The following is a 19949-nucleotide window of genomic DNA, read 5'->3' on the forward strand; positions in this document are numbered from 1 at the left end:
CTCAGAGCTTCTCCACCGCCACCGTGTTGTCGTCCGGCTTGCGGTCGATGAGTTTGTTGAGCGGATCCACTCCCGCCTTCGCCGGAAGCCTGTCCACCAACGCCGTGAACTCCACGTCCTCCTTCGTCACCTGGACCTTCTCCAGGTGGAGCGGCTTGCCGTCCTCGTCGAGCACCCCCACGTCCATCCAGTCGGCCAGCTTCTGGGGCGTCTCGGTCCCCGTGCCGCTGGCCTCCACCTTGCGCACCTTCGCGGTGACCTTCACCTCGAACTTCCCGCCGGCCACCTCCGTGTACGTCGCCTTGAGCGCCCGGTTCTCGTACAGCGTGATGCGCTCGAAGAAGTCATGGAGGACGTACTGGAGGTGCTCGGGCGTCACCGCGCGCAGCTCGGCGAGCAGCTCCGGCGAGTGCGTGAACGGCGGTTGCTGGAACGCCACCTTCCGCCGGTACGCGGACAGGGCCCGGTTGAGCGTGTCCTCGCCCAGGTAGTCCTGCAGCGCGTACATCACCAGGCTGCCCTTGTTGTAATAGACGTAGAGCTGGTCCTCCACGCGCATCAGCGGCAGCTCCCGCTTGCGCTCGAAGGAGCGCTGGCCCAGGTACTTGTCCAGCTCGTAGCGCAGGAAGCGGCCCATCCGCTCCTCTCCGTACTTCTTCTTCATCACCATGAGCGCCGAGTACTGCGAGAGCGTCTCGGACATGAGCGCGGCGCCCTGCACGTTGCCGCCGATGACCTGGTGGGCCCACCACTGGTGCGCCACCTCGTGGGCCGTCACGTAATAGGGGAAGTCCACGTCCTTGGGGTCCTCCGGGTCCACCTTCGCGATGAAGCCGATGCTCTCCGAGTAGGGAATCGTGTTGGGGAAGGCCTGGGCGAAGCTCTGGTACCGGGGGAACTCGAGGATGCGCACCTGCCGGTGCTGATAGGGCCCGAAGTTCTTCGTGTAGTAGTCCAGCGAGTCCTTCACCGCTTGAATCATCCGCTCGACGTTGTACGTGTGGCCCGGGTGGTGGAGGACCTCGATGGCCACGTCGTTCCACCGGTCGCGCTTCACCTCGTAGCGCGCGGAGAGGAACGAGTAGAAGTTCAGGATGGGGCTGTCCATCGTGTAGTGGAAGTAGCGCCGCCCGTTCTCCGTCCACTCCCGCTGGAGGTAGCCGGGCGCCATGGCGAGCTGATCCGGCGAGGTGCTCACCGTGGCCTCGAAGGTGACCCAGTCCGAGTCCGAGGCGATGTACGTGTTGCGCCGGGCCTCCAGGTCGTTCACGTCGGCCATGAGCTGCTTGGGGGCGAGCCCCTGCTTCTTGCGCGCCTCATCGTCCTTGAGCTCGTGGCCCTCCACGTAGCCCAGCGTGGGCAGCACGTCACTGTGGAGGAAGGTGCCGTTCTCCACGAGCGCCGTCTGCGCGCCCCTGTTGCGGAAGCCGCGCGGCTCCAGGCCCAGCTCGAACTGGAGCTCGGCCGAGGCCCCCGGCGCCAGCGGCGTGGGCAGGGTGTACGTGAAGAAGCCCAGCCGCGTGTCCTGCTCGGACGGCGACTCCGCGCCCGCCACCACCAGCCGGTAGATCTTCATCTCGGCCGGCAGGTTGACGTACACCGTCTTCACCGGCTCGGACGTCTTGTTGACGAGCCCGAAGGTGCCCCGGGCCCGCATGCGCGGCTCCTCGGGGAAGAGGTCCACCTGCACCTTCACCGAGACGATGCGCGGCTGCGCCACCTTCGCGAGCGGCTTGTACTGCTTCTCGTAGTCGGCGGACTCCGCGAGCTGCTCGTGCTCCGTCTTGAAGCGGTTGAGGCGGTTGGTGTTGTGGAAGATGAAGGCGCCCGCGGCCACGGCGCCCACCACGGCCAGGGCCAGGCCCGCCCGCACCGGGAGCGAGGCCCGTGCACCGGCCAGCCTCAGCCGCCACCGGGAATCGCTCTCCGTGCCGCGCACCCAGAACAGGTGGGCCACGAAGGCGAGCGCCACCGCGACGAGCGCCCAGTACGCGCGAAACCACACCATCTGCGGGACGAAGGGCCCGAAGCCATTCATGTCCGAGTAGATGTGCGAGGGGGTGTTGCCATAGCTGTAGAGAAAGTGCTCGAAGCCGAGCTCCGCGGCGAACGAACTGGCCAGCAGGTAGAGCACCATCACGAAGTGGCCCACGTACTTGTGGTCCACCAGCACGTGGACGAGCACCGCGAGCATGCACAGCAGCCACAGGTCCAGCAGCCGGAAGCCGAACAAGTCCGTGAGGTAGAGGCCTGGCTCCAGGTGGGTGTAGCCCTGGGAGAGCTGGATGAGCACGCCGCAGACGAGCAGCACCGCGTTGAGCAGCACCTGCACGCCCATCAGCGCCAGCAGCTTGGAGAGGAAGGGCAGCCACCCGGGCATGGGGAGCGCGTCATGGAGCTGGTGCATGCGCGCGTCGCGCTCGCGCCAGATGAGCTCGCCCGAATAGAAGGTGATGATGATGACGTGGAAGAGGGCGAAGCCACTGCTCACCACCTCCAGCATCATGTACGTCATCGGATGGACGGAGGTGCCATAGAGGGCACCGAGCGTGCGCGTGATGCCGAAGACCAGGATGACGCCGGCCAGCACCATCACCAGGAAGTAGACGTTCTTCACCGTCTCCTTGAAGTCCAGCCAGACCAGGCGCGGGAGCAGCCGCAGGAAGGTGGTGCCCCGGAAGTCGCGCGAGACGGAGGGCGGCGTGAGCGGCGCCTGGGCGGCCACGGTCTCGGCGGTGGTGTCCGCGCGGCCTCCGGCCAGTGCGTGCGTGCGCTGGAAGCGCAGCAGGGTGAAGCCGAGCATGGCGGCGCCCAGACCTCCCCAGAAGAGCCGGTTGGCGAGGAACCAGCCCTCGAGCGGCAACAGGAGGGAGTTCTTCTCCGACGCCGTCCAGTATTCCGTCACCATGCGCATCGCGTTCATGGCGAACGGATCCACCAGCGCGGCCACCCACTTCGTGTCGAGCTCCCGCACCAGGCTGCTGCCCACCAGGTAGCCCACGAGCAGCACCACACTGGCGACGTAGACGGGGAGGATGCGGCGGGTGAGCGCGGCCATCCCGAAGAAGAGCGCGCCGGTGAAGAAGAGGTTGGGCAGGATGCTGACGAGGTAGGGCCTCAGGTACGAGCCCGGCACGGTGGGGCCCAGCATGCTCTGGTCCAGGTAGGGCATGCCGGCGCCGAGCCGCGCCCCCAGGCCGATGCTCGAGAAGATGACGACGAGCGTGAGGAAGGCGCCCAGGAAGCGGCCGAGCAGGTAGCGGGCGCGCGAGATGGGCGCGGTGAAGAAGAGGGCGTGCGTGCCGTGGGCGAAGTCCTGGTAGACGGCCTGGCCCATGACTCCCCCGGTGACGATGACCCCGGAGAAGCCGAGCATGGTGAGGAGATTGACCAGCGTGTAGGGCGAGTTGGCGAGCACCTTTCCGCCGGCCCCTCCGCCGACCATGATGCTCTTGAAGGCACCTCCCGCGGCGTTCATCGCCAGGAAGGCGAGCGCGAAGAAGACGCCGAAGTAGACCCAGGTGGACAGCAGCTTGAGCCGCTGGCGCAGCTCGAAGAGGGCGATGGAGAGCATGGTGGATGGCTCCTCAGCCCGCGGTGGCCTGGAGGGCGGGAGCCGCCTCCTGCGCGAGGTGTCCCTTGATGGCGGCGAAGTACGCGTCCTCCAGGTCCGGCACGGCCGGCGAGAAGGAGGCATCCGGCGCCCCCTCGCTGTAGACGTGCACGAGCGTGCGGCCCATCAGCAGCCGGTGGGAGATGACGGGCAGCGCGGACCGCAGCGCGGGCAGTTCCGCCTTGTCCACGAACTTCTTCCAGATGCGGCCCTCCAGCCGGGCGATGATGTCCTCGGGCGCGCCGGTGAGCAGCACCCGGCCTCCGTTGAGCACCGCCATCTGCGGGCACAGGTCCCTCACGTCCGAGACGATGTGCGTGGAGAGGATGACGATGACGTCCTGCCCGATTTCACTCAGCAGGTTGTGGAAGCGCACGCGCTCCTCGGGATCCAGGCCCGCGGTGGGCTCGTCCACGATGAGCAGCTTGGGGTTGCCCAGCAGCGCCTGGGCGATGCCGAAGCGCTGGCGCATGCCGCCGGAGAAGCCTCCGAGCTGCTTGCGCCGGGCGTGGTGGAGGTTCGTCTGGTGCAGCAGCGCGTCCACCACCTGCTTGCGCTCGCGCGAGTTGGAGATGCCCTTGAGGGTGGCCAGGTGGGTGAGCAGGTCCTCGGCGGTCACCTTCGGGTAGAGGCCGAAGTCCTGCGGCAGGTAGCCGAGCACCCGGCGCACCGCGTCCTTGTCCTTCAGCACGTCGATGTCACCGAGGAAGGCGCTGCCGCTGTCGGCCTCCTGGAGGGTGGCCAACGTGCGCATCAGCGTGGACTTGCCCGCGCCGTTGGGTCCGAGCAGCCCGAACATGCCGGGCTTGATGGTGAGCGTGACGTCCTGGAGCGCCCGGGTGCCGTTGGGATAGCGCTTGGACAGGTTCTGGATGCGGAAGCTCCATGGAGCCCTCCGAAAGAGAGGAGGGCATCATGGCATCAAGGATTGAGGCGGACGATTTCCTCGTTGAGCGCGCTGGCGAAGCCCACCCAGGCCAGGTAGGGCACCATCATCCACGCCGCGCCCGTGTCCACCTTGCGCGCCACCGCGGTGTACCCCGCGAGGCTCACGCCGAGCGCCGCGATGTCCGCGAGCGCCTGCCGCTGGCGGTGCTTGCCGAAGAAGAGCGGGGACCAGAGGGCGTTGAAGCCCAGTTGCAGGCCCCACAGGGCGAGCGCCCACGAGCGCCGGGGGCCCGCCGGCCGGTTCCACACCCGCCAGGCGGAGAGGGACATGAGCCCGTAGAGCACCGTCCACGCCGGCCCGAACACCCAGGCGGGCGGGGTGAAGCCGGGCTTGCGCAGCCGCCGGTACCAGAGCTGCCCGCTATTGGAGGCCCGCCCTCCCAGCACGGCCGTGCCCGCGGTGAGCGCCCCAATGGTTCCCAAGGCCACGAAGGACTCCCTGCGCAGGGACGGATTCCTCAAGGCCGGTTTGTCCGGATTGTGTTGCTCCAGCATCGTCATGACCTCCATCGGGGCGTGTTCGTGGGAAGCTGCGCCCTGCCCTCTCCGGCGGCCACCCTCGTCCGGCGGCGGGTGCTGGAAACGCAAACTCAGGAGGCAGCCATGGCCAACGTGGACGACATCCTCACCTTCTGGTTCGGCCGTCCGTCCGAGCCCGGCTACACGGAGCCTCGCGGGCTCTGGTTCGAGCAGAATCCCGCCTTCGACGCCGAGTGTGCCCACCGCTTCCTCGCCACCCAGGAGAAGGCCGCCGCGGGCGAGCTGAAGGCCTGGCGCGACGAGCCTCGCGGCGCGCTGGCCCTGCTGCTCCTGTTGGATCAATTCCCGCGAAACCTCTTCCGCGACTCGGCCCGCGCCTACGCCACCGACGCCCAGGCCCGCGAAGTGGCGCGGCATGCGCTCGCCCGGGGACTCGACGTGCCCCTGCCCCCGGTGTGGCGGTGGTTCTTCTACCTGCCCTTCGAGCACAGCGAGGACCTCTACGACCAGCGCCTCGCCGTGTCCCTCTTCGAGGCGCTCGTGCCGCAGCACCCGGCCAGCGCCGAGGCGCTGGAGTACGCCCGGAGACACCACGACATCATCGTGCGCTTCGGGCGCTTCCCCCACCGCAACGCCCGGCTGGGCCGGGAGTCGACTCCGGAGGAAGTGGCCTTCCTCCAGGAGCCGAACTCCTCGTTCTAGGGACTACGCCGGGGCGCCCGCGGCTTCCTCGCCGACCCTCGCTTCCAGCTTCGTTCCGGCCGCGATCCAGGCCCGCACCAGGGCCAGGTGCTCCTGCTCCACGTCCAGGGCCCGCTGGAAGTCCTCGGCGAGCTCGTGGTGTCCCAGCTCGCGCGCCAGCTCGATGAGCAGCTCCCAGCTCGCGTTGTCCACGAGCTCGGCCGTCAGCAGCCCTTCCAGCGACTGCAGCAGGTTGATGCGCGGATCCGCCAGCATCTTCGGCACGCCCTCGGAGAGGTTGGCCTGCAGGTCCGCCGCGGGCGTGAGCGCCGTGGGATCCGCTCCCAACTTCTCCATGGTGCGCTTCACCAGCGCCATGTGCGACAGCTCATCCAGGCGGATCTTCTCCAACTGCTCGCGCGAGGGCCCGCCCGCCCACGTGCCGAACACGTCCAGCTTGGACAGGGCGCACTCGTACAGCCTCGTTCCCGTGCGCTCGAAGCCCAGGCGCTGGCCCAGCTTGTCCACGAACACCGTGGCCCGGCCGCCCTTGAGCATGTCCATCGCCGCCTTGGCCATCCCCTTCAGGTTGGGCGGCGGCACCGTGCCCAGGCCCCCCACCTCCCGCGAGACCTCCTGGCGCTCCTTCGCGATGAGCGACGCGTCCCCCGGAATGTCCGGCGCGTACTTCTCGGAGCCCTCGATGGTCTCCTTGCTCTTCACCGGGTGGACCATGATGCCCGTCCGGTTCATCCCCATCTCACTCGCCTTGCGTTCCATTACTGGATCCTCCCGTCGGCCAGGGTGCTCACGCGCTCGGCTTCATCCGAGAAGCTCGGTTCCGGGACGCCAGCGGTAGCCGGCGGAGGCGGTCGCGGACGGACTCCCCTCGGAGTTGAGCTGCTGGCGGTAGAGCAACGTGCGCTCGGCCTCCTCGGCGCGCGGCACGAACTCGGTGCCCTTGGCGCTCAGGCCCTCCTCGTCACGCAGCACCTTGCGCACGAAGTCGCGGTGGCTGTGGTAGCCGATGGGCTCCGGCAGCTCCCGGGGCAGCACCTCGGCCGGGTCCCTCCCCTCCAGCCGCTGGAAGAGCTCCATCACGTAGTGCAGGTGCCCCAGCTCGTAGTCCGTGAACCGCTGCCACACGTCCTTGATGCGCGGGTTCGTCTCGGACTGCAGGCAGCTATAGTAGTTGTAGACCTCGTTGGCCTCGTGCAGCAGCCACTTCTCCAGCCACGACTCGTCCGGGTCGCTCAGCGACTCGTACTGCGTGACGTGCTGCTCCTCGATGGCGGCGATCTCCGCGTAGAGCTGGCGCGCCACCGGGTCGGAGAACATCGGCCCGATGTTCATGTAGAAGGTGTGAACCTGGTTCTCGGCCGAGACGATGGTGAGCGCGTTGAGCTTGGTGATCGGATCCGCGGTGCGTGCCTCATAGGGCCGGCGCACGTCGTCCAGCGGATGGCGGTGCTCGATGGCGGTGAGCCGTCCGGGGATGATGTCCGTGTAGCTCTGGGTGATGTAGTTCGGGTCCTTGCCGAAGATGCGGTCGTACAGGGCCGAGTACCGGTACAGGTGATCGAAGTCCTCGAGCATGCCGAAGCGGTACACCTGGGCGAGGTACGGGTCGGGCTCGTGCTGGGCCACGCTCGCCGTCACCTCGATGGCCGTCTGCTCGTAGCCGAGCGTGGTCTCCAGGGGCGACTGGTTGGCCGGATTCATCCAGTTCACCATCGTCTGCTGGAAGTGCTCCACCCGGCGGATGAGGGCGAGCGGCTCGCGCAGCTCCCGGTTCATCCGGGCACAGGCGTGGCTGAAGCGCACGGACTCGGATTCGACGCCGTTCATCAGGATGACGCGCACGCGCGTGAAGGCGTCGTCATCCAGCTTGCTGATCATCCGCCGTGTCAGGTCCTTCCAGGTGAACCTCTGGCGATCCAGGGGGACACCCTTCTCCTTGAAGAGGTCTAGAGCCACGTGTCACTCCTTCCGAGTGTCTCGGGGATGACGGCTGGCCACCCGGCCCACACCCCTCCCCGGGTTCGCCGGTAAAGCTCCGCCTCGCGTGTGACCCCGGCAACGGGGCCCGGCTCTCCGCCTGCTCTCCGAACCTCCAGACGCGCAGAAGCCCGCCAGGTCACGAGGACCGGCGGGCTTCGGCAGCGAAAGCGGGAGTGTACCCGGGTACTAGCGGGAAACCGCCTGGCTCAGGGCGCGGTGCACGGCCTCGAGCGCCTTGCGGGCCTCGAGCAGCTCGGCGCGCTCGGCGGTGAGCGAGGCCACCTGCTGGGCCAGCACATCGCGCTCGCCCTGGAGCGTGTCCACGGTGCGGCGCAGCGCGGCGGCCTCGTCCTTGGAGGACTCCAGCTCACCGGCGAGCCGCTCCTCCTCGGAGAGGCTGTCGGCCAGGGCCCGCTTGGCCTCGGCGACGGCGGCCTCCAGGGTGGTGCGCTCCTGGGCCTGCGCCTGCATGGCCTGACGGGCCTCCTGCAGCGACAGCAGGGCCTCGTCGCGCTCGCCCTCCAGCGCGGCCAGCTCCCGCTCGAGGTCGCCGAGCAGCTTCACCCGGCCCTCCATGTCGGTGGCCAGCCGGCGCGCCTCGTCCATGCGCAGGCGGGCCTCCTCGGTGGCCTTCTCCGCCTGGCGCCGCGACACCTCCAGCTCCTGGGTGAGCGTGAGGTTGAGCGACTTCACCTTGGTGCAGCTCGGCCTGCAGCGCCGAGATGCGCTCCACCGCGCGCAGGCCCGCCTCGGCCACGCTGGCCGGCAGGGGCTCGGGACGCGGGTTCTCGCGCACCGCCTTGAGGCGCTCCTTCAGCCGCTCGCGGCGGGCCTGGTTGTCCAGGTCCTCCTTGGGCGAGGCGGGCGTCTGCACCTCCACCTCGTGCTCGGGAGCCTCGACGCGGGCCTCCACACGCGCCACGGGAGCGGGGGCCATGGCCACCTCCGGCGCCGGGACGGAGGGCGCGCGCAGGGCGGCGTCAATCACCTCGGAGGCGGTGGGACGCGGCGCACGGGCGCGCTCGACGCGGGCCCGCACCTCGGCGGACAGGTCGTGCGTGGCCGAGGCAGGCTCGGGCGCCGGCTCCGGCTCGGGGGCCGGGGGCTGCGCCAGGGCCTGCTCGGGCTCCTGCGTCTCCTCGGGCGCGGCGGGGTCGACGACGCCGGTGAATGCCCCCAGACGGAGGCGCGGCTTGGCGCGGGACACGTTCTGTTCGAAGGCCTTCTTCATAGGGGGGTTATACGTCAACCTGCCTGCTGGGCACCGCCATCGGTACCGGGAGCCGCGCCCGCCCGCAAGCGCGGAAGCACATTCTGGATGAGGGCCTCGATATCGGTGGCCCCCTTGGAGCCCGGGTCCGCCACGAAGACGGGCCGGCCCTCGCTGGAGGCCTGGGCGAACTTGGTGCACTGCCGGATGATGGTGGGCAGCAGGTACTCCGGGTAGTGCGTCTGCAGCGCCTCCAGTGCCTCCTTCGCCAGCTTGAAGGTGGCGTTGAAGGAGTTGACCACGATGAAGACGTGGTCCAGCACGTGGTTGAGGTCCTCCTCCAGGCTCTGCACCGTCTCGAAGAGCAGCTTGAGGCCGTGGAAGGAGAGGAAGTCGGCCAGCACCGGGACGAACAGGTCGTTGGCCGCCATCAGCGCGTTGAGGTTGAGCAGGCCGAAGGAGGGCGGCGCGTCGAAGACGATGATGTCGTACTGCGCCTCGACTTCCTTCAGGGCGTTGCGCAGCTTGAACTCGCGGCCCGCCATGGGCATCAGCGCCAGGTCCACCGTGGACATGGTGAGATTGGAGGGGACGAAGTGCAGGTTGGGCAGGGAGGACTTCTGGATGACCTCCGACATGGGCGACTTGCGCACCAGCACGTTGAGGAGCGTCTTGTCGAAGTCCTCGCCCTCGAAGCCCAGGCACTTGGTGGCGTGGCCCTGGCTGTCGAGGTCGATGAGCAGGACGTTGTAGCCCAGCTCCGCCAGACGCCAGGCGTAGGAGGTGGACAGGGACGTCTTGCCCGTGCCGCCCTTGAAGTTGAGGAAGAGCTGCTTGCGGCGGCCGAGCGGCGGCGGGTACGCACCGAGCTGCGCCCGCAGGGCCCACACCTCGGCGCCGGTGTAGCTGTCCTGCTTCAGCGCCTGAGCGATGGACTTCGGTGGCAAGCCGAGCATCTCGGCCACCTGCTTGGAGCTGTACGTCGGCGCATCCATGGAGAACCCTTCGTCGAAACCTGGCGGCCCCTACCTTGCCCTAAGCGGCGAAGTATTTGTGACCCCGCCGAATGATCGCTCCCCTGGCTACCAGGAGGGTAAGCGCCTCCTCGGCGAGCTCGGGGGATGCGGATATACCGGAGGCCAGCTCACCGAGCGAGCGGCCCCGGATGGCCGCGCGAATCTCCGACATCAAGGGACCACACAGGGCCTCCACCGGAGAGGCGGGCTGACGCGCGGTGGGGCGGGACACGGGCTGGGCCTGCACGGGCGTGGAAGTCGCGGCGGTCCGGACGGCCTGCTGGGCCACGCTCCGGGTAGGAGCGGAGACCGCGGCCGGTACCGCCGCACGGTGGGCCGTGGACGGAGCGGGCACGGGACGCACGGCGGGTGCGGGAGCCACGGGAGCGGGAGCGGCCACGGGAGCGGCGGCGCGCGGGGCCGGCTTCGGGAGGAGCGAGGCGCGCACCGGCAGCACGGGGAGCGTGGCGAGCCGGCGGATCTCCCGGCGGCGCCGGCCCTCGTCCATGTCCACCACCGCGGAGACGTCATGGCCGAGGATGCGCGAGAGGCTCTGCGCGGCGGAGCGGCGCACGCGCACCTCTTCATCCTTGAGGGCCTCCAGCAGCATCATCCGGGCGTGCTCCCCGCTGCCGGCCCCGAGCGCCAGGGCGGCGAGGCTGCGCACCTCGGAGTCCGGGTCGTGGATGGCCTCTTCACCGAGACGGCGCGCGCCCTCCCCTTCCAGGCCGAGCGCCAGCAGCGAGGCGCGCCGGCGCACGGAGCGGTCGGGGTCCTTCACGGCCTGGGCGAGATGGGGCGCGGCCTCCCGGGGCGCGATGCTCAGCAGCGCCTTGAGGGCGGCGATGCGCACCTCGGGGACGGCGGAGGCCAGCAGGGGCGAGACGACGAGGACCCCCTCCTCCTTGCCCACCTCGGCGAAGGCGGCCAGCAGGGCCACCTGGACGGTGGGATCCTTCTCCGCGTGCAGCGCCGTGGCCAGCGCGGGCGCGGCTGCGGGCTGGCCCAGGGCCTTGAGCCGCTCGGCGGCGCGCACGCGCGAGGTGGCATCCGGCGCCGACAGCTCGCGCACGGAGAAGCCGAAGAGCGTCTCGTCGCCACCGCCGGAGAGGCTCGCCATCTGCCCGGCGCTCACCGCCAGCCGCCCTTCCAGGAAGAGGCGCTGCGCGTGCTGCATCACCGGGGACACGGCCGCCGTGGACGCCGCCACCACCGCGAGCGCGGGCGCGGGCTCCACCTCCTGCGAGCGCTGCGGCTCGGACGGGGAGGGCCATGGGAAGGCGGGTGCGGCCGGGGCGGACGCCGCTGGACGCTCGAGCGCCTCGCTGCGCAACTGGGAGATGAACGAGGCCAGGTCGATGCCCAGGCCGTCATCATCGTCGTCCTCGCGCTCGCGCCCGTCCGAGGTGCGGATGCGGCTGGCCTCCAGCAGCTTGCCGAGCAACTGGCTGCGCTCGGTGCGCAGGGCCTGGTTGAGGCGGGTGAGCTCCTCGCGCTCGGCGGCCATGCGGCCCAGGCGGACCTCCAGCCCGGCCACCTCCCGGCGAAGCGTCAGCTCGCGCTCCTCCGACTGGGAGAGCTCGCGCCTCAGGTGGGCCATCTCTTCGCGCGTGGACGTCAGCTCGTGGTTGAGCTGCTCGGCACGGGCCTCGAAGTAGACGATCTTTTCGAGTGCGCTTTTGAGCAGCGCGTCCGGACGCTCGTCGCTCACGGCCTGTACAGCCCTCCCTACCGGGGCACGCCGGGGACCCCCGGGAGCGCGGCACCATATGTCAGACCCTCATGCGAGGTAAACCCCTGAAATGGTTGGGACTTTTCCGTCCCGGCCCACCTCTGGCGTTGACAATCGCGCTGGGGCCGATTTCTCGGGCCTCCGCGCGATCAGGGAGAGGTGCGCGCGGCGATCTCCGAAAGGCATTCAGCGGCCCGCGAGCGCGTGGAGTGGACAGCCCCCGGCCGCAATCACTCAACAAACGTTCAGCGTTTCGGGAGGCCTGGAACACCTCGCGGCACGCCCCGGCCAGTCCAGCTCAACGTCAGAGGTCGGTTCCGCGCCACGCGAGGAGCCGCGTGCCCCTCCCATGAACCGTGAGGCCTCCCACCGCTTCGACCCAACCCGATTGGTCAGCCCCGTGTGTTAGGAGTCCCTTCCAGGAGGACACACCATGGAGAAGGAAAAGGAAAAGGAAGACATTCCCCGAGGCGATGCACCCTCGGGGCCGTACCACGTGCTCAAACGCTACCGGGCCCTCGGCGGCGGGCTGGGCCGCCTGTACGAGGCGCGCAACAACGAGACGGGCAACCCGGCCCTGGTGCTCATGCCCGGGCCGAAAGGAGATCTGCGCGCGGAAGAGGACTGGCAGTTGCGCGCCACCGCCAACGTCACCCCGCCCTACCTCGCGTTGGAGGTGGAGCACGCGCCCGCGAACGGACAACCCCGGCAGCTCACGTGGATGCTCGAGCGGTGGGCCGCGGCCCTCATGCGCATCGACACGCGGCCGGAGGTGCAAGCCCACCTGACTTCCGGCCCCCAGAAGCCTCCACCCCGGAGGCATCGCGCCCTGGGTGGAGCCGTGGCGCTCGTCACGCTGCTGGGGCTCGGGGTGGCTCCGTGGACGCACGCCACGGCCGGACCCGTCGAGCCCGCCGCCGCGCCGCCGGTGCTGGCCGTGGACAGCCCGGAGCCCGACACGGCGATCTTCACGAGCGGAGCGGATGCCATCGCCCATCCCATGCCCCAGGGGCCTTTCCGGGGGCAGAACCGCCCGCCGTGCAAGTCGCGGCACGAAGTCGTCATCCGCGGCGGGTGCTGGGTTGAAATCGCATCCCGCCCCCCCTGTGATGACGCCTACGAGTACGAGGGCAAGTGCTACATGCCCGGCTACAGCGCGCCTCGCCCGCCGCAAGCCCTGCACCCCTGACGCGGGGCGCATGTGACTTGACAGGTGGGTAGTCCCGACTCAATCTGATAGGGAATGTGAAGACAGCGGGCCTCCCCGACAGTTCCTCTGGGGGGCTCGTGCAGGGGAGGGGTGCGTGGTGGCACCGACCCCCTGCCCGCACCCAGGTCCGGGCATCTGACGGGAGAGGTCCGCTTCTCCCTGATGCCTCGCGAGGCTCCCGGCACGTGCCACCAACACGCGCCGGGAGCCTCTTTCATTTCGTGCGCGTGCCGACCCGGAGCCCCACCTCACCCGTCAGCCGCTGACACATGACCTCCAAAGTCGTATAACCCTGGAGTCAGGACGGAGCCGTACCATGGCGTCGAAGACTACTTTTCCAGTTGACCCCGAGCAGACGACCCCGCCGCCCCCCCGGCGTCCTCCCAAGGGCAAGCGCGAGGCGCGGCTGAAGCTGGCCAAGTCCCTGGGAGACGCGGCCCGGGAAGCCCGGCAGAAGGCCGGTTTGACGCAGGCGGACGTGGCCGAGCGCATCGGGGTGGCCACCGAGGTCTACGGCCGGCTGGAGCGCGGGATACTCATGCCGAGCGTCCCCACCCTGCGCCGCATCTGCGTGGCCCTGCACATGTCCGCGGATGCCATGCTCGCGCTCAGCTCGCCCCAGTCCCAGTCCCCGGTCTTGGAGCCAGTACCACCGCCCCCCGTCGAGCCGGAGGAGGAGCGGATCATGCGGCGGCTGATGCGCAACGTGCGTAAGCTGAACCCCATCCAGATCCGTGCGCTCTCGATGATGGCCTCCACGCTCCGCCGCGACGAGTGAGCCCACGGCGGAGGCAGTGTCGGGAACTGCCCGGGTTTCGTGCTGATGCAACCGATTGGCGCCTGCAATGAAGCGGCGCCCACCTCTCATGCGTACATCCCATGGGCATGCCCCACCGTCCCTCCGCCCTCCCCGCGCTCGATGTGCCCCACCTCGCGGTCCATGCTCTCTGGTGGGTCTGGCTCCCCACGCTGCTGTTGAGCTGGGACTCGCTGCCCATGACGGGCCGCGTCACCCTGCTGGGGGCCGGCGTCCTCGTGCTGTTCTGGAACTACGCCGTCCTCCACGATCACATGCACGTGCCCCTCGCGCGCTCCCGGGCGCTGAGCTGGCTGGTGTCGCGCACGCTGGGTCTGGCGTGTGGCTTCGCCTACCGCGGCTACCACCTCCATCACTTCAACCATCACCGGTACAATGATGGAGAGGGCGACTGGGGCCGGCGCCGCGTGGGCGAGGCGGGGCTGACGTACCTGGTGCGCTCCACCCTCACGCCCTGGTTCTGGCCCTACGGGCTGCTGGGCAAGGTGTGGGAGGCGGCCTCGCGGAAGAAGGGCCAGCGGGCCGAGCTGGTGCTCGACTTCATCCTGCTGCAGGGCGCGCTGGTGGCGCTCGCCCTGTGGCGGCCCTGGCTGGCCCTCTCCTACTTCGGGATGGTGCTGGTGGGGCAGCTCTCCATCTACCTGCTCAACCTCGCCGCGCACCACGAGACGGACGCCACCCGGAAGGACTCCCTGGCCGTGACGTCCACTTCCCGGCTGTACAACCTGCTGTGTTTCAACGCCGGCCATCATCAGGCCCACCACCTGCGCCCCCAGGTTCCCTGGCAGGAGCTGCCCGCGCTGACGGCCCGGCTGGCCTCCGAGGGGATGCTTCGTCCAACACTGCAAACACCGCTGGCCCCCCTCCACCCTTTCTGGGTAGTCCGGTTGCTCAGGCGCTATGCTCCCGCGCCGTGCGCCCCGCAGAAGGACTCGACGACTACCTCCGAGACCCCATCGGCCGCTACCTGACGGGGGAGAGCTTCGTCCACTGGTACGCCACGCCCGAGCTGTGCGGCTTCTCCGTGTGGGGCAAGCCCGGCGAGCCGCAAATCCACCGGCTCACCCAGGTGCTGGACGTGGAGCTCGCGCCCGCGGCCCCTCACCTGTCCCTGGTGGACGCCAGCCGCCTGGAGGCGCCGGACGCCAACGGCCTGTCCGTGCTGCTGAAGTACATGATGCCGCGCATCTCCGGCTTCTCCCAGACGGTGAAGCGCCAGGCGCTGGTGCGGCCCGAGGGCATGGCGGGCGCGGTGGTGGGCGGCTTCTACAGCCTCGTCAGCTCCGGCTACCCCACCCGTGCCTTCGCGGATGCGCAGGAGGCGCTGGCCTGGCTGGGCCGTCCCGAGGCCGAGGCCCGCGCCCTGATGAACGAGCTGAACGAGCTGGTGGTGCGGCTCATGGGACAGTCCCCGCTGCTCGGCGAGCTGCACCGGGTGCTGCGGACGCGGCTGGTGGACGCCAACCTCACGGACGTGGCGCGGGAGCTGGGCATGTCCGAGCGCACGCTCCAGCGCCGCCTGCGCGAGTCCGGCACCTCCTTCCAGGCCGAGCTCAACACGGTGCAGGTGCGCACCGCGCAGTCACTGCTGCTGGAGAGCGATGCCAAGCTCACCTCGGTGGCCGTGGAGGTGGGGTGCGCCTCGCTCCAGCACTTCAGCAGCCTGTTCCGCAAGATGACGGGCGAGTCCCCCAGTGGCTGGCGGGCCCGGCACCGCAAGACGCCCTGAGCCCGGCGGTCCCCTCTCTTCCCTGTCCCCCATCCCCTCTCCCCTCGGGAGAGGGACGGGGTGAGGGTGCCCGGGCCCGTTCTTCAACCCATGGCCCCCAGTGTGCACAGGGGGTTCAACCCGGGATTCGTGGAACCCTCACCCCGTCCCTCTCCCGGAGGGCGAGGGGAAATGGCCGCGGTGTCAGCACAGGACCGGGCGGAGGGCACCTCACGCCGCGGCCGATGCGGGCTCCCGCACCGCCACCGGCAACCACAGCACGAAGCGGGCGCCACCCTCGGGGCGGTTCTCCGCATGGAGCGAGCCGTCCACCCGCGAGACGTACTCGCGGCACAGGGCGAGCCCCAGCCCCGTCCCCTTCCCCGGCGGCTTGGTGGTGAAGAAGGGCTCGAAGAGCCGCGCCAGCACCTCCTGGGGAATCCCCGGGCCGTTGTCCTCCACCTCCAACCGCACGCCGCCCTCCACCTGCCGCGCCCTCACGGCGATGGCGGCCCGGCGCGCGGGCTCCGCGTCCTCCACCGCGTCCGCCGCGTTCACCAGCAGGTTCAACAGCACCTGCACCAGGTGCCGCTGTCCCAGCTTCACCAGCGGCAGCCCCGCGCCAATCTCCAGCGACACGTCTCCCAGTCCACGCAGGCGCACCGACGCCAGCCGCTTCGCCTCCTGGATGGCGTCCTCCGCCCGCCCCTCGTCGCCCTCGTCGATCTCTCGCGAGAAGCGCCGCAGATCCATGACGATCTGCTGGATGCGCAGCACTCCATCCTGCGTCTCGGCGACCACGTCCCGCAGCTCCAGGACGTCCACCGGCCCGCCCTCCTGCCGCAGCTCCCGCTCCAGGAAGCTCAGGTTGGACTTCACGAAGGCCAGCGGGTTGTTCACCTCGTGCGCCACCCCGGCCGCCAGTTGCCCCACCAGCACCAGCCGTTCCACCTCCGCGCGCTCGCGCTCGGCCTGCAACCGCCGGCGTTCGCTCTCGGCGAGTTGCTCCAGCACCGCCAGCCGCTCCTGCTGCGCCACCAGCCGCTCCTGCTGCGCCGCCTTCTCCGCGTCGCTCATGCGCCGGTACGTCTGGGCGCCGAACATGGCCAGCACCCCGAGCGAGCCCAGGCTCGCCACCTGCATCAGCATCGTGCGCACCGGCATGCCGGACAGCACGTCCAGCACCAGCACCGCCACCAGCGTCGCCCCGCTGGCCATCAGCGTGGGCCCCCGGGACATGGGGGTGAACAGGGCGATGATCAACGGCACGGAGCTGAGCAGCGGGAAGTACGGGCTCGCGGGCCCTCCGGTCAGGTGGATGATGCCCATCGTCCCGCCGAGGCTGATGACCACGGACAGCCCATTGGCCACTCCCGGGGGAATCCACGCCGCGCCCACGCCCGCGCCGAGCACCACGAAGCACGCGCTCCAGCCGAAATACAGCGGGAGCGCCGGGCCGAAGCCGCCCGTGATCAGGAAGTGGAAGAGGGCCGACCCCAGGAAGAGCGCCGCGCAGAAGAAGTAGTTCTTCCTCTTCACTCGAAGCAGGGCCCGCAACCCGGAGGAGTCAGCCGTCATTGAAGATCAATTGTAACATTCCGAGCAGCCGGAATGTACGGGGTGCGTGCCTCCGGAAGTGCACCGCGGCTAGCCGCGCGAGCGCACCAGACGCCGCGCCTTGCCCAGGCGGATGCCGCCGGGTGACTCCTTCTTCGCCGCGCTCACGCCCGCGGGGAGGATGGGATCCGGACACACCGCGCGCAGCCGGCAACCGCGGCACTCGGCCCCGCTCCACACCGACTCGTAGAGCGCCGTCACCCGGTCGATGACGTCGAAGTCCTCGGTGACGAAACCCATCTCGAAGTTGCGCACGTCCGCGCCCTTGGCGCCCAGCCCGGCCCCGGTGAGGTTGGCGCTGCCCAGGTAGGCCCACGCCCCATCCACCAGCACCGTCTTGAAGTGCACCCGCGGGCATACTTTCAGCTCCAACCCGCCCTTCACCAGCCTCGAGCGCTTGTCGAACTCCGCCCGGAAGGGCCGGCTGGGAAGCTCCGCGTGCAACAGCCGCAGCGCCACCCCGCGCGCCGCCAGCCCGTCCAGCACCTGCAAGAGCGGCACGTAGCGCCCCGCCTGCTCCACGTACATGGCCTTCACGTTCGCCGTGGCGATCCACACCGACTCGCGCGCGTGCGCCAGCTTGCTCAGCACCACTTCCCGGTACAGCGCGCCGCCGTCGAGCAACTCCGCTTGGATGGGACGCATGCCCACATGCTCGCACATCAGCCGGGCCACCGCGATTTTCTCTGCCCCTGAACAGATGACCGAAGGTCACTTGACACCCGCCCCTCGTCCTCTTAGTTGATGACTCATGGTCAGCAATACGGCGAAGCGGGTGATGCCGCAGCGGGCGAGGAAGGAAGAGGACAAGGAGGCGCGGCGGCGGCAGCTGCTGGACGCGGCGCTGGAGCTGTACCGGGCCACCTCGTACGACGAGGTGAAGATGGCGGACGTGGCCGAGCGGGTGAAGCTGGCCAAGGGGACGGTGTTCCTCTACTTCCCGACGAAGGAGGCGCTCTTCCTGGCGCTGCTGGAGGAGCAGCTCTTCGCGTGGTTCGCGCGGCTGGAGGAGGCGCTGGGGCGCGGGGAGGGGCGGTGGACGGGGGCGAAGGTGGCGCGCACGGTGGCGGAGACGCTGGAGGGGGAGGAGCCGCTCACCCGGCTGCTGGCGAGGCTGCAGACGGTGTTGGAGCAGAACGTCACGGTGGAGCAGGTGCGGGGCTTCAAGGAGCGGCTGCTGGAGGCGCTGGTGCGGGCGGGGACGCTGGTGGAGAAGCGGCTGACGTTCCTGAAGGCGGGCGAGGGCGTGCGCTTCTTCCTGCACGTGCACGCCTTGGTGGTGGGCCTGCGGCAGATGGCGGACCTGGCGCCGGTGGCGCGCGAGGCGCACGCGGCGGCCCCGCACCTGGAGCCCCTGCGGGTGGACTTCACGCGCGAGCTGACGGACGCGCTCACCACCTCGCTGCGCGGGCTGGAGGCCCGCTGAGCTCCCTGTTTTTCCAATCGAGAACCGTTTCAAGGAGAACGCGATGCGCGTGGTGAGCATGGAAGAGCAGGGCCGGAAGAATCCCTTCCAGGAGACCTTCGAGCGCCTGCGGGCCCGGCGCTGGGACGTGGCGAGGACGAGCGCGAAGGAGCGCATCGAGAAGCTGAGGAAGCTCAAGCGCACCATCATCGAGCGGCGCGAGGCGCTCTATCAGGCCATCCACGCGGACTTCCGCAAGCCGGCGGCCGAGGTGGAGACGAGCGAGATGCTGCTGGTGTTGATGGAGCTGGACCACGCCATCAAGCACCTGTCCAAGTGGATGAAGCCGCGCAAGGTGGGCACGCCCATGCTGCTCGCCGGCACGCGCAGCGAGGTGCGCTACGAGCCCAAGGGCCTGGTGCTCATCATCGCGCCGTGGAACTACCCCTTCCAGCTCACCCTCTCCCCGCTGGTGGCGGCGGTGGCGGCGGGCAACTGCGCCCTCCTCAAGCCGAGCGAGAAGACGCCGCACACCACGGCCTTCATCGCGCAGCTCGTCCGCGACGTGTTCGACCCGTCGGAGGTGACGGTGGTGGAGGGCGGGGCGCAGGAGAGCCAGGCGCTGCTGGAGCTGCCCTTCGATCACTTCTTCTTCACCGGTGGCCCGAAGGTGGGACGCAAGGTGATGGAGGCGGCGGCGAAGCACCTGGCCGGGGTGACGCTGGAGCTGGGCGGCAAGTCGCCCGCGGTGGTGGACGAGCACGCGGACGTGAAGGCCGCGGCCGAGCGCATCGCCTTCGGCAAGTTCCTCAATGGAGGCCAGACGTGCGTGGCGCCGGACTACGTGCTGGTGCACGCCTCCAAGGAGCAGGAGTTCCTGGACAAGGTGCGCGAGACACTGGAGCGCTTCTACGGGAAGACGGAGGAGGCGCGGAAGGCCACGCCGGACTTCTGCCGCATGGTGGATGACGCGCAGTTCGCCCGGGTGAACGGGCTGCTGGAGCGCTCGGTGGCCAGCGGGGTGCGCGTGGTGACGGGCGGCGTGGTGGACGCGACCAGCCGCTACATCTCCCCCACGGTGCTGGCGGACGTGAAGCCGGAGGCCCCCATCATGGAGGAGGAGATCTTCGGCCCGGTGCTGCCGGTGCTGCGCTACGAGCAACTGGACGAGGCGGTGCGGCACATCCGCGCGGGCACCAAGCCCCTGGCCATGTACATCTTCAGCCAGAGCAAGAAGGCGGTGGACCGTCTCATCTCGGAGACGTCCGCGGGAGGCACGTGCGTGAACACGTCCGTCGTGCACCTGACGAACGCGGACCTGCCCTTCGGCGGCATCGGCGAGAGTGGCGTGGGCAACTACCACGGCGAGTACGGCTTCCGCACCTTCAGCCACGAACGGGCGGTGTTGCGCCAGGGGCCCATTGCCTTCCTGCAAACCTTCTTCCCCCCGTACACGGACAAGGCGAAGAAGATGCAGCGCATGGCCAGCCGCCTGTTCGAGTAGAAGGACC

The 19949-nt window shown here is 69.5% G+C and carries 17 protein-coding genes; 7 read left to right on the forward strand and 10 right to left on the reverse strand.

Annotated elements, in window-relative coordinates; all coding sequences use genetic code 11:
- Position 1 precedes the first annotated feature (1 nt).
- The 3 genes from ACN28I_RS24960 to ACN28I_RS24970 all read right to left on the reverse strand — a co-directional run bounded on the left by ACN28I_RS24960 (position 2) and on the right by ACN28I_RS24970 (position 5056).
- Complete coding sequence (locus ACN28I_RS24960; protein WP_420944442.1) at positions 2 to 3574, reverse strand: M1 family aminopeptidase; 3573 nt, start codon at positions 3572 to 3574, stop codon at positions 2 to 4.
- Positions 3575 to 3587: 13 nt separating this feature from the next.
- Positions 3588 to 4412, reverse strand: coding sequence for an ABC transporter ATP-binding protein (locus tag ACN28I_RS24965; protein ID WP_420944443.1), 825 nt, complete (start codon positions 4410 to 4412; stop codon positions 3588 to 3590).
- Positions 4413 to 4534: 122 nt separating this feature from the next.
- A complete protein-coding gene (locus tag ACN28I_RS24970; RefSeq protein ID WP_420944444.1) occupies positions 4535 to 5056 on the reverse strand; it encodes a TspO/MBR family protein in 522 nt (173 codons plus the stop codon).
- Positions 5057 to 5164: 108 nt separating this feature from the next.
- Here ACN28I_RS24970 and ACN28I_RS24975 point away from each other — a divergent pair, with 108 nt between their 5' ends.
- A complete protein-coding gene (locus ACN28I_RS24975) occupies positions 5165 to 5743 on the forward strand; it encodes a DUF924 family protein (protein ID WP_420944445.1) in 579 nt (192 codons plus the stop codon).
- 3 nt (positions 5744 to 5746) lie between these two features.
- Here ACN28I_RS24975 and ACN28I_RS24980 read toward each other — a convergent pair whose 3' ends face one another.
- From ACN28I_RS24980 to ACN28I_RS25000, 5 genes are all read right to left on the reverse strand, one after another.
- Positions 5747 to 6502: a ferritin-like domain-containing protein gene (locus ACN28I_RS24980; protein WP_420944446.1), complete on the reverse strand. Its 756-nt coding sequence runs from the start codon at positions 6500 to 6502 to the stop codon at positions 5747 to 5749.
- 42 nt (positions 6503 to 6544) lie between these two features.
- Positions 6545 to 7699 carry a hypothetical protein gene (locus ACN28I_RS24985; protein ID WP_420944447.1) on the reverse strand — a complete coding sequence of 385 codons (1155 nt, stop codon included), beginning with the start codon at positions 7697 to 7699 and terminating at the stop codon, positions 6545 to 6547.
- Positions 7700 to 7909: 210 nt separating this feature from the next.
- Entirely contained in the window at positions 7910 to 8416 is a 507-nt protein-coding gene (locus tag ACN28I_RS24990) for a hypothetical protein (protein ID WP_420944448.1), read from the reverse strand.
- A gap of 552 nt (positions 8417 to 8968) precedes the next feature.
- The gene (locus ACN28I_RS24995; RefSeq protein ID WP_420944449.1) at positions 8969 to 9928 is read right to left on the reverse strand and encodes a ParA family protein; all 960 of its coding nucleotides are present in this window, start codon (positions 9926 to 9928) and stop codon (positions 8969 to 8971) included.
- A 40-nt stretch (positions 9929 to 9968) separates the two neighbouring features.
- A complete protein-coding gene (locus ACN28I_RS25000; RefSeq protein WP_420944450.1) occupies positions 9969 to 11660 on the reverse strand; it encodes a HEAT repeat domain-containing protein in 1692 nt (563 codons plus the stop codon).
- A gap of 454 nt (positions 11661 to 12114) precedes the next feature.
- On the opposite strand from ACN28I_RS25000, the gene ACN28I_RS25005 reads away from it, so the two are divergent.
- The 4 genes from ACN28I_RS25005 to ACN28I_RS25020 all read left to right on the forward strand — a co-directional run bounded on the left by ACN28I_RS25005 (position 12115) and on the right by ACN28I_RS25020 (position 15437).
- Entirely contained in the window at positions 12115 to 12870 is a 756-nt protein-coding gene (locus ACN28I_RS25005; RefSeq protein ID WP_420944451.1) for a hypothetical protein, read from the forward strand.
- Positions 12871 to 13207: 337 nt separating this feature from the next.
- Positions 13208 to 13669: a helix-turn-helix domain-containing protein gene (locus tag ACN28I_RS25010; RefSeq protein ID WP_420944452.1), complete on the forward strand. Its 462-nt coding sequence runs from the start codon at positions 13208 to 13210 to the stop codon at positions 13667 to 13669.
- 101 nt (positions 13670 to 13770) lie between these two features.
- Positions 13771 to 14679, forward strand: a complete 909-nt coding sequence (locus ACN28I_RS25015) for a fatty acid desaturase family protein (RefSeq protein WP_420944453.1) — start codon at positions 13771 to 13773, stop codon at positions 14677 to 14679.
- Positions 14680 to 14759: 80 nt separating this feature from the next.
- A complete protein-coding gene (locus ACN28I_RS25020; RefSeq protein ID WP_420948709.1) occupies positions 14760 to 15437 on the forward strand; it encodes a helix-turn-helix transcriptional regulator in 678 nt (225 codons plus the stop codon).
- A 210-nt stretch (positions 15438 to 15647) separates the two neighbouring features.
- Here the strand turns inward: ACN28I_RS25020 and ACN28I_RS25025 are convergent, their stop codons facing one another.
- Together ACN28I_RS25025 and ACN28I_RS25030 are read right to left on the reverse strand one after the other, a co-directional pair.
- On the reverse strand, positions 15648 to 16994 hold the full coding sequence (locus tag ACN28I_RS25025) for a sensor histidine kinase (protein WP_420944454.1): 1347 nt from the start codon (positions 16992 to 16994) through the stop codon (positions 15648 to 15650).
- Between the two features lie 69 nt (positions 16995 to 17063).
- Complete coding sequence (locus tag ACN28I_RS25030) at positions 17064 to 17678, reverse strand: phospholipase D-like domain-containing protein (RefSeq protein ID WP_420944455.1); 615 nt, start codon at positions 17676 to 17678, stop codon at positions 17064 to 17066.
- A gap of 106 nt (positions 17679 to 17784) precedes the next feature.
- Between ACN28I_RS25030 and ACN28I_RS25035 the strand changes: the two genes are divergently transcribed.
- Positions 17785 to 18459 carry a TetR/AcrR family transcriptional regulator gene (locus ACN28I_RS25035; protein WP_420944456.1) on the forward strand — a complete coding sequence of 225 codons (675 nt, stop codon included), beginning with the start codon at positions 17785 to 17787 and terminating at the stop codon, positions 18457 to 18459.
- Positions 18460 to 18502: 43 nt separating this feature from the next.
- Complete coding sequence (locus ACN28I_RS25040) at positions 18503 to 19942, forward strand: aldehyde dehydrogenase family protein (protein WP_420944457.1); 1440 nt, start codon at positions 18503 to 18505, stop codon at positions 19940 to 19942.
- Positions 19943 to 19949: the final 7 nt, after the last annotated feature.

The sequence above is a fragment of the Archangium gephyra genome (assembly GCF_049060025.1).
GTDB classification, from domain to species: Bacteria; Myxococcota; Myxococcia; order Myxococcales; family Myxococcaceae; genus Archangium; species Archangium gephyra_A.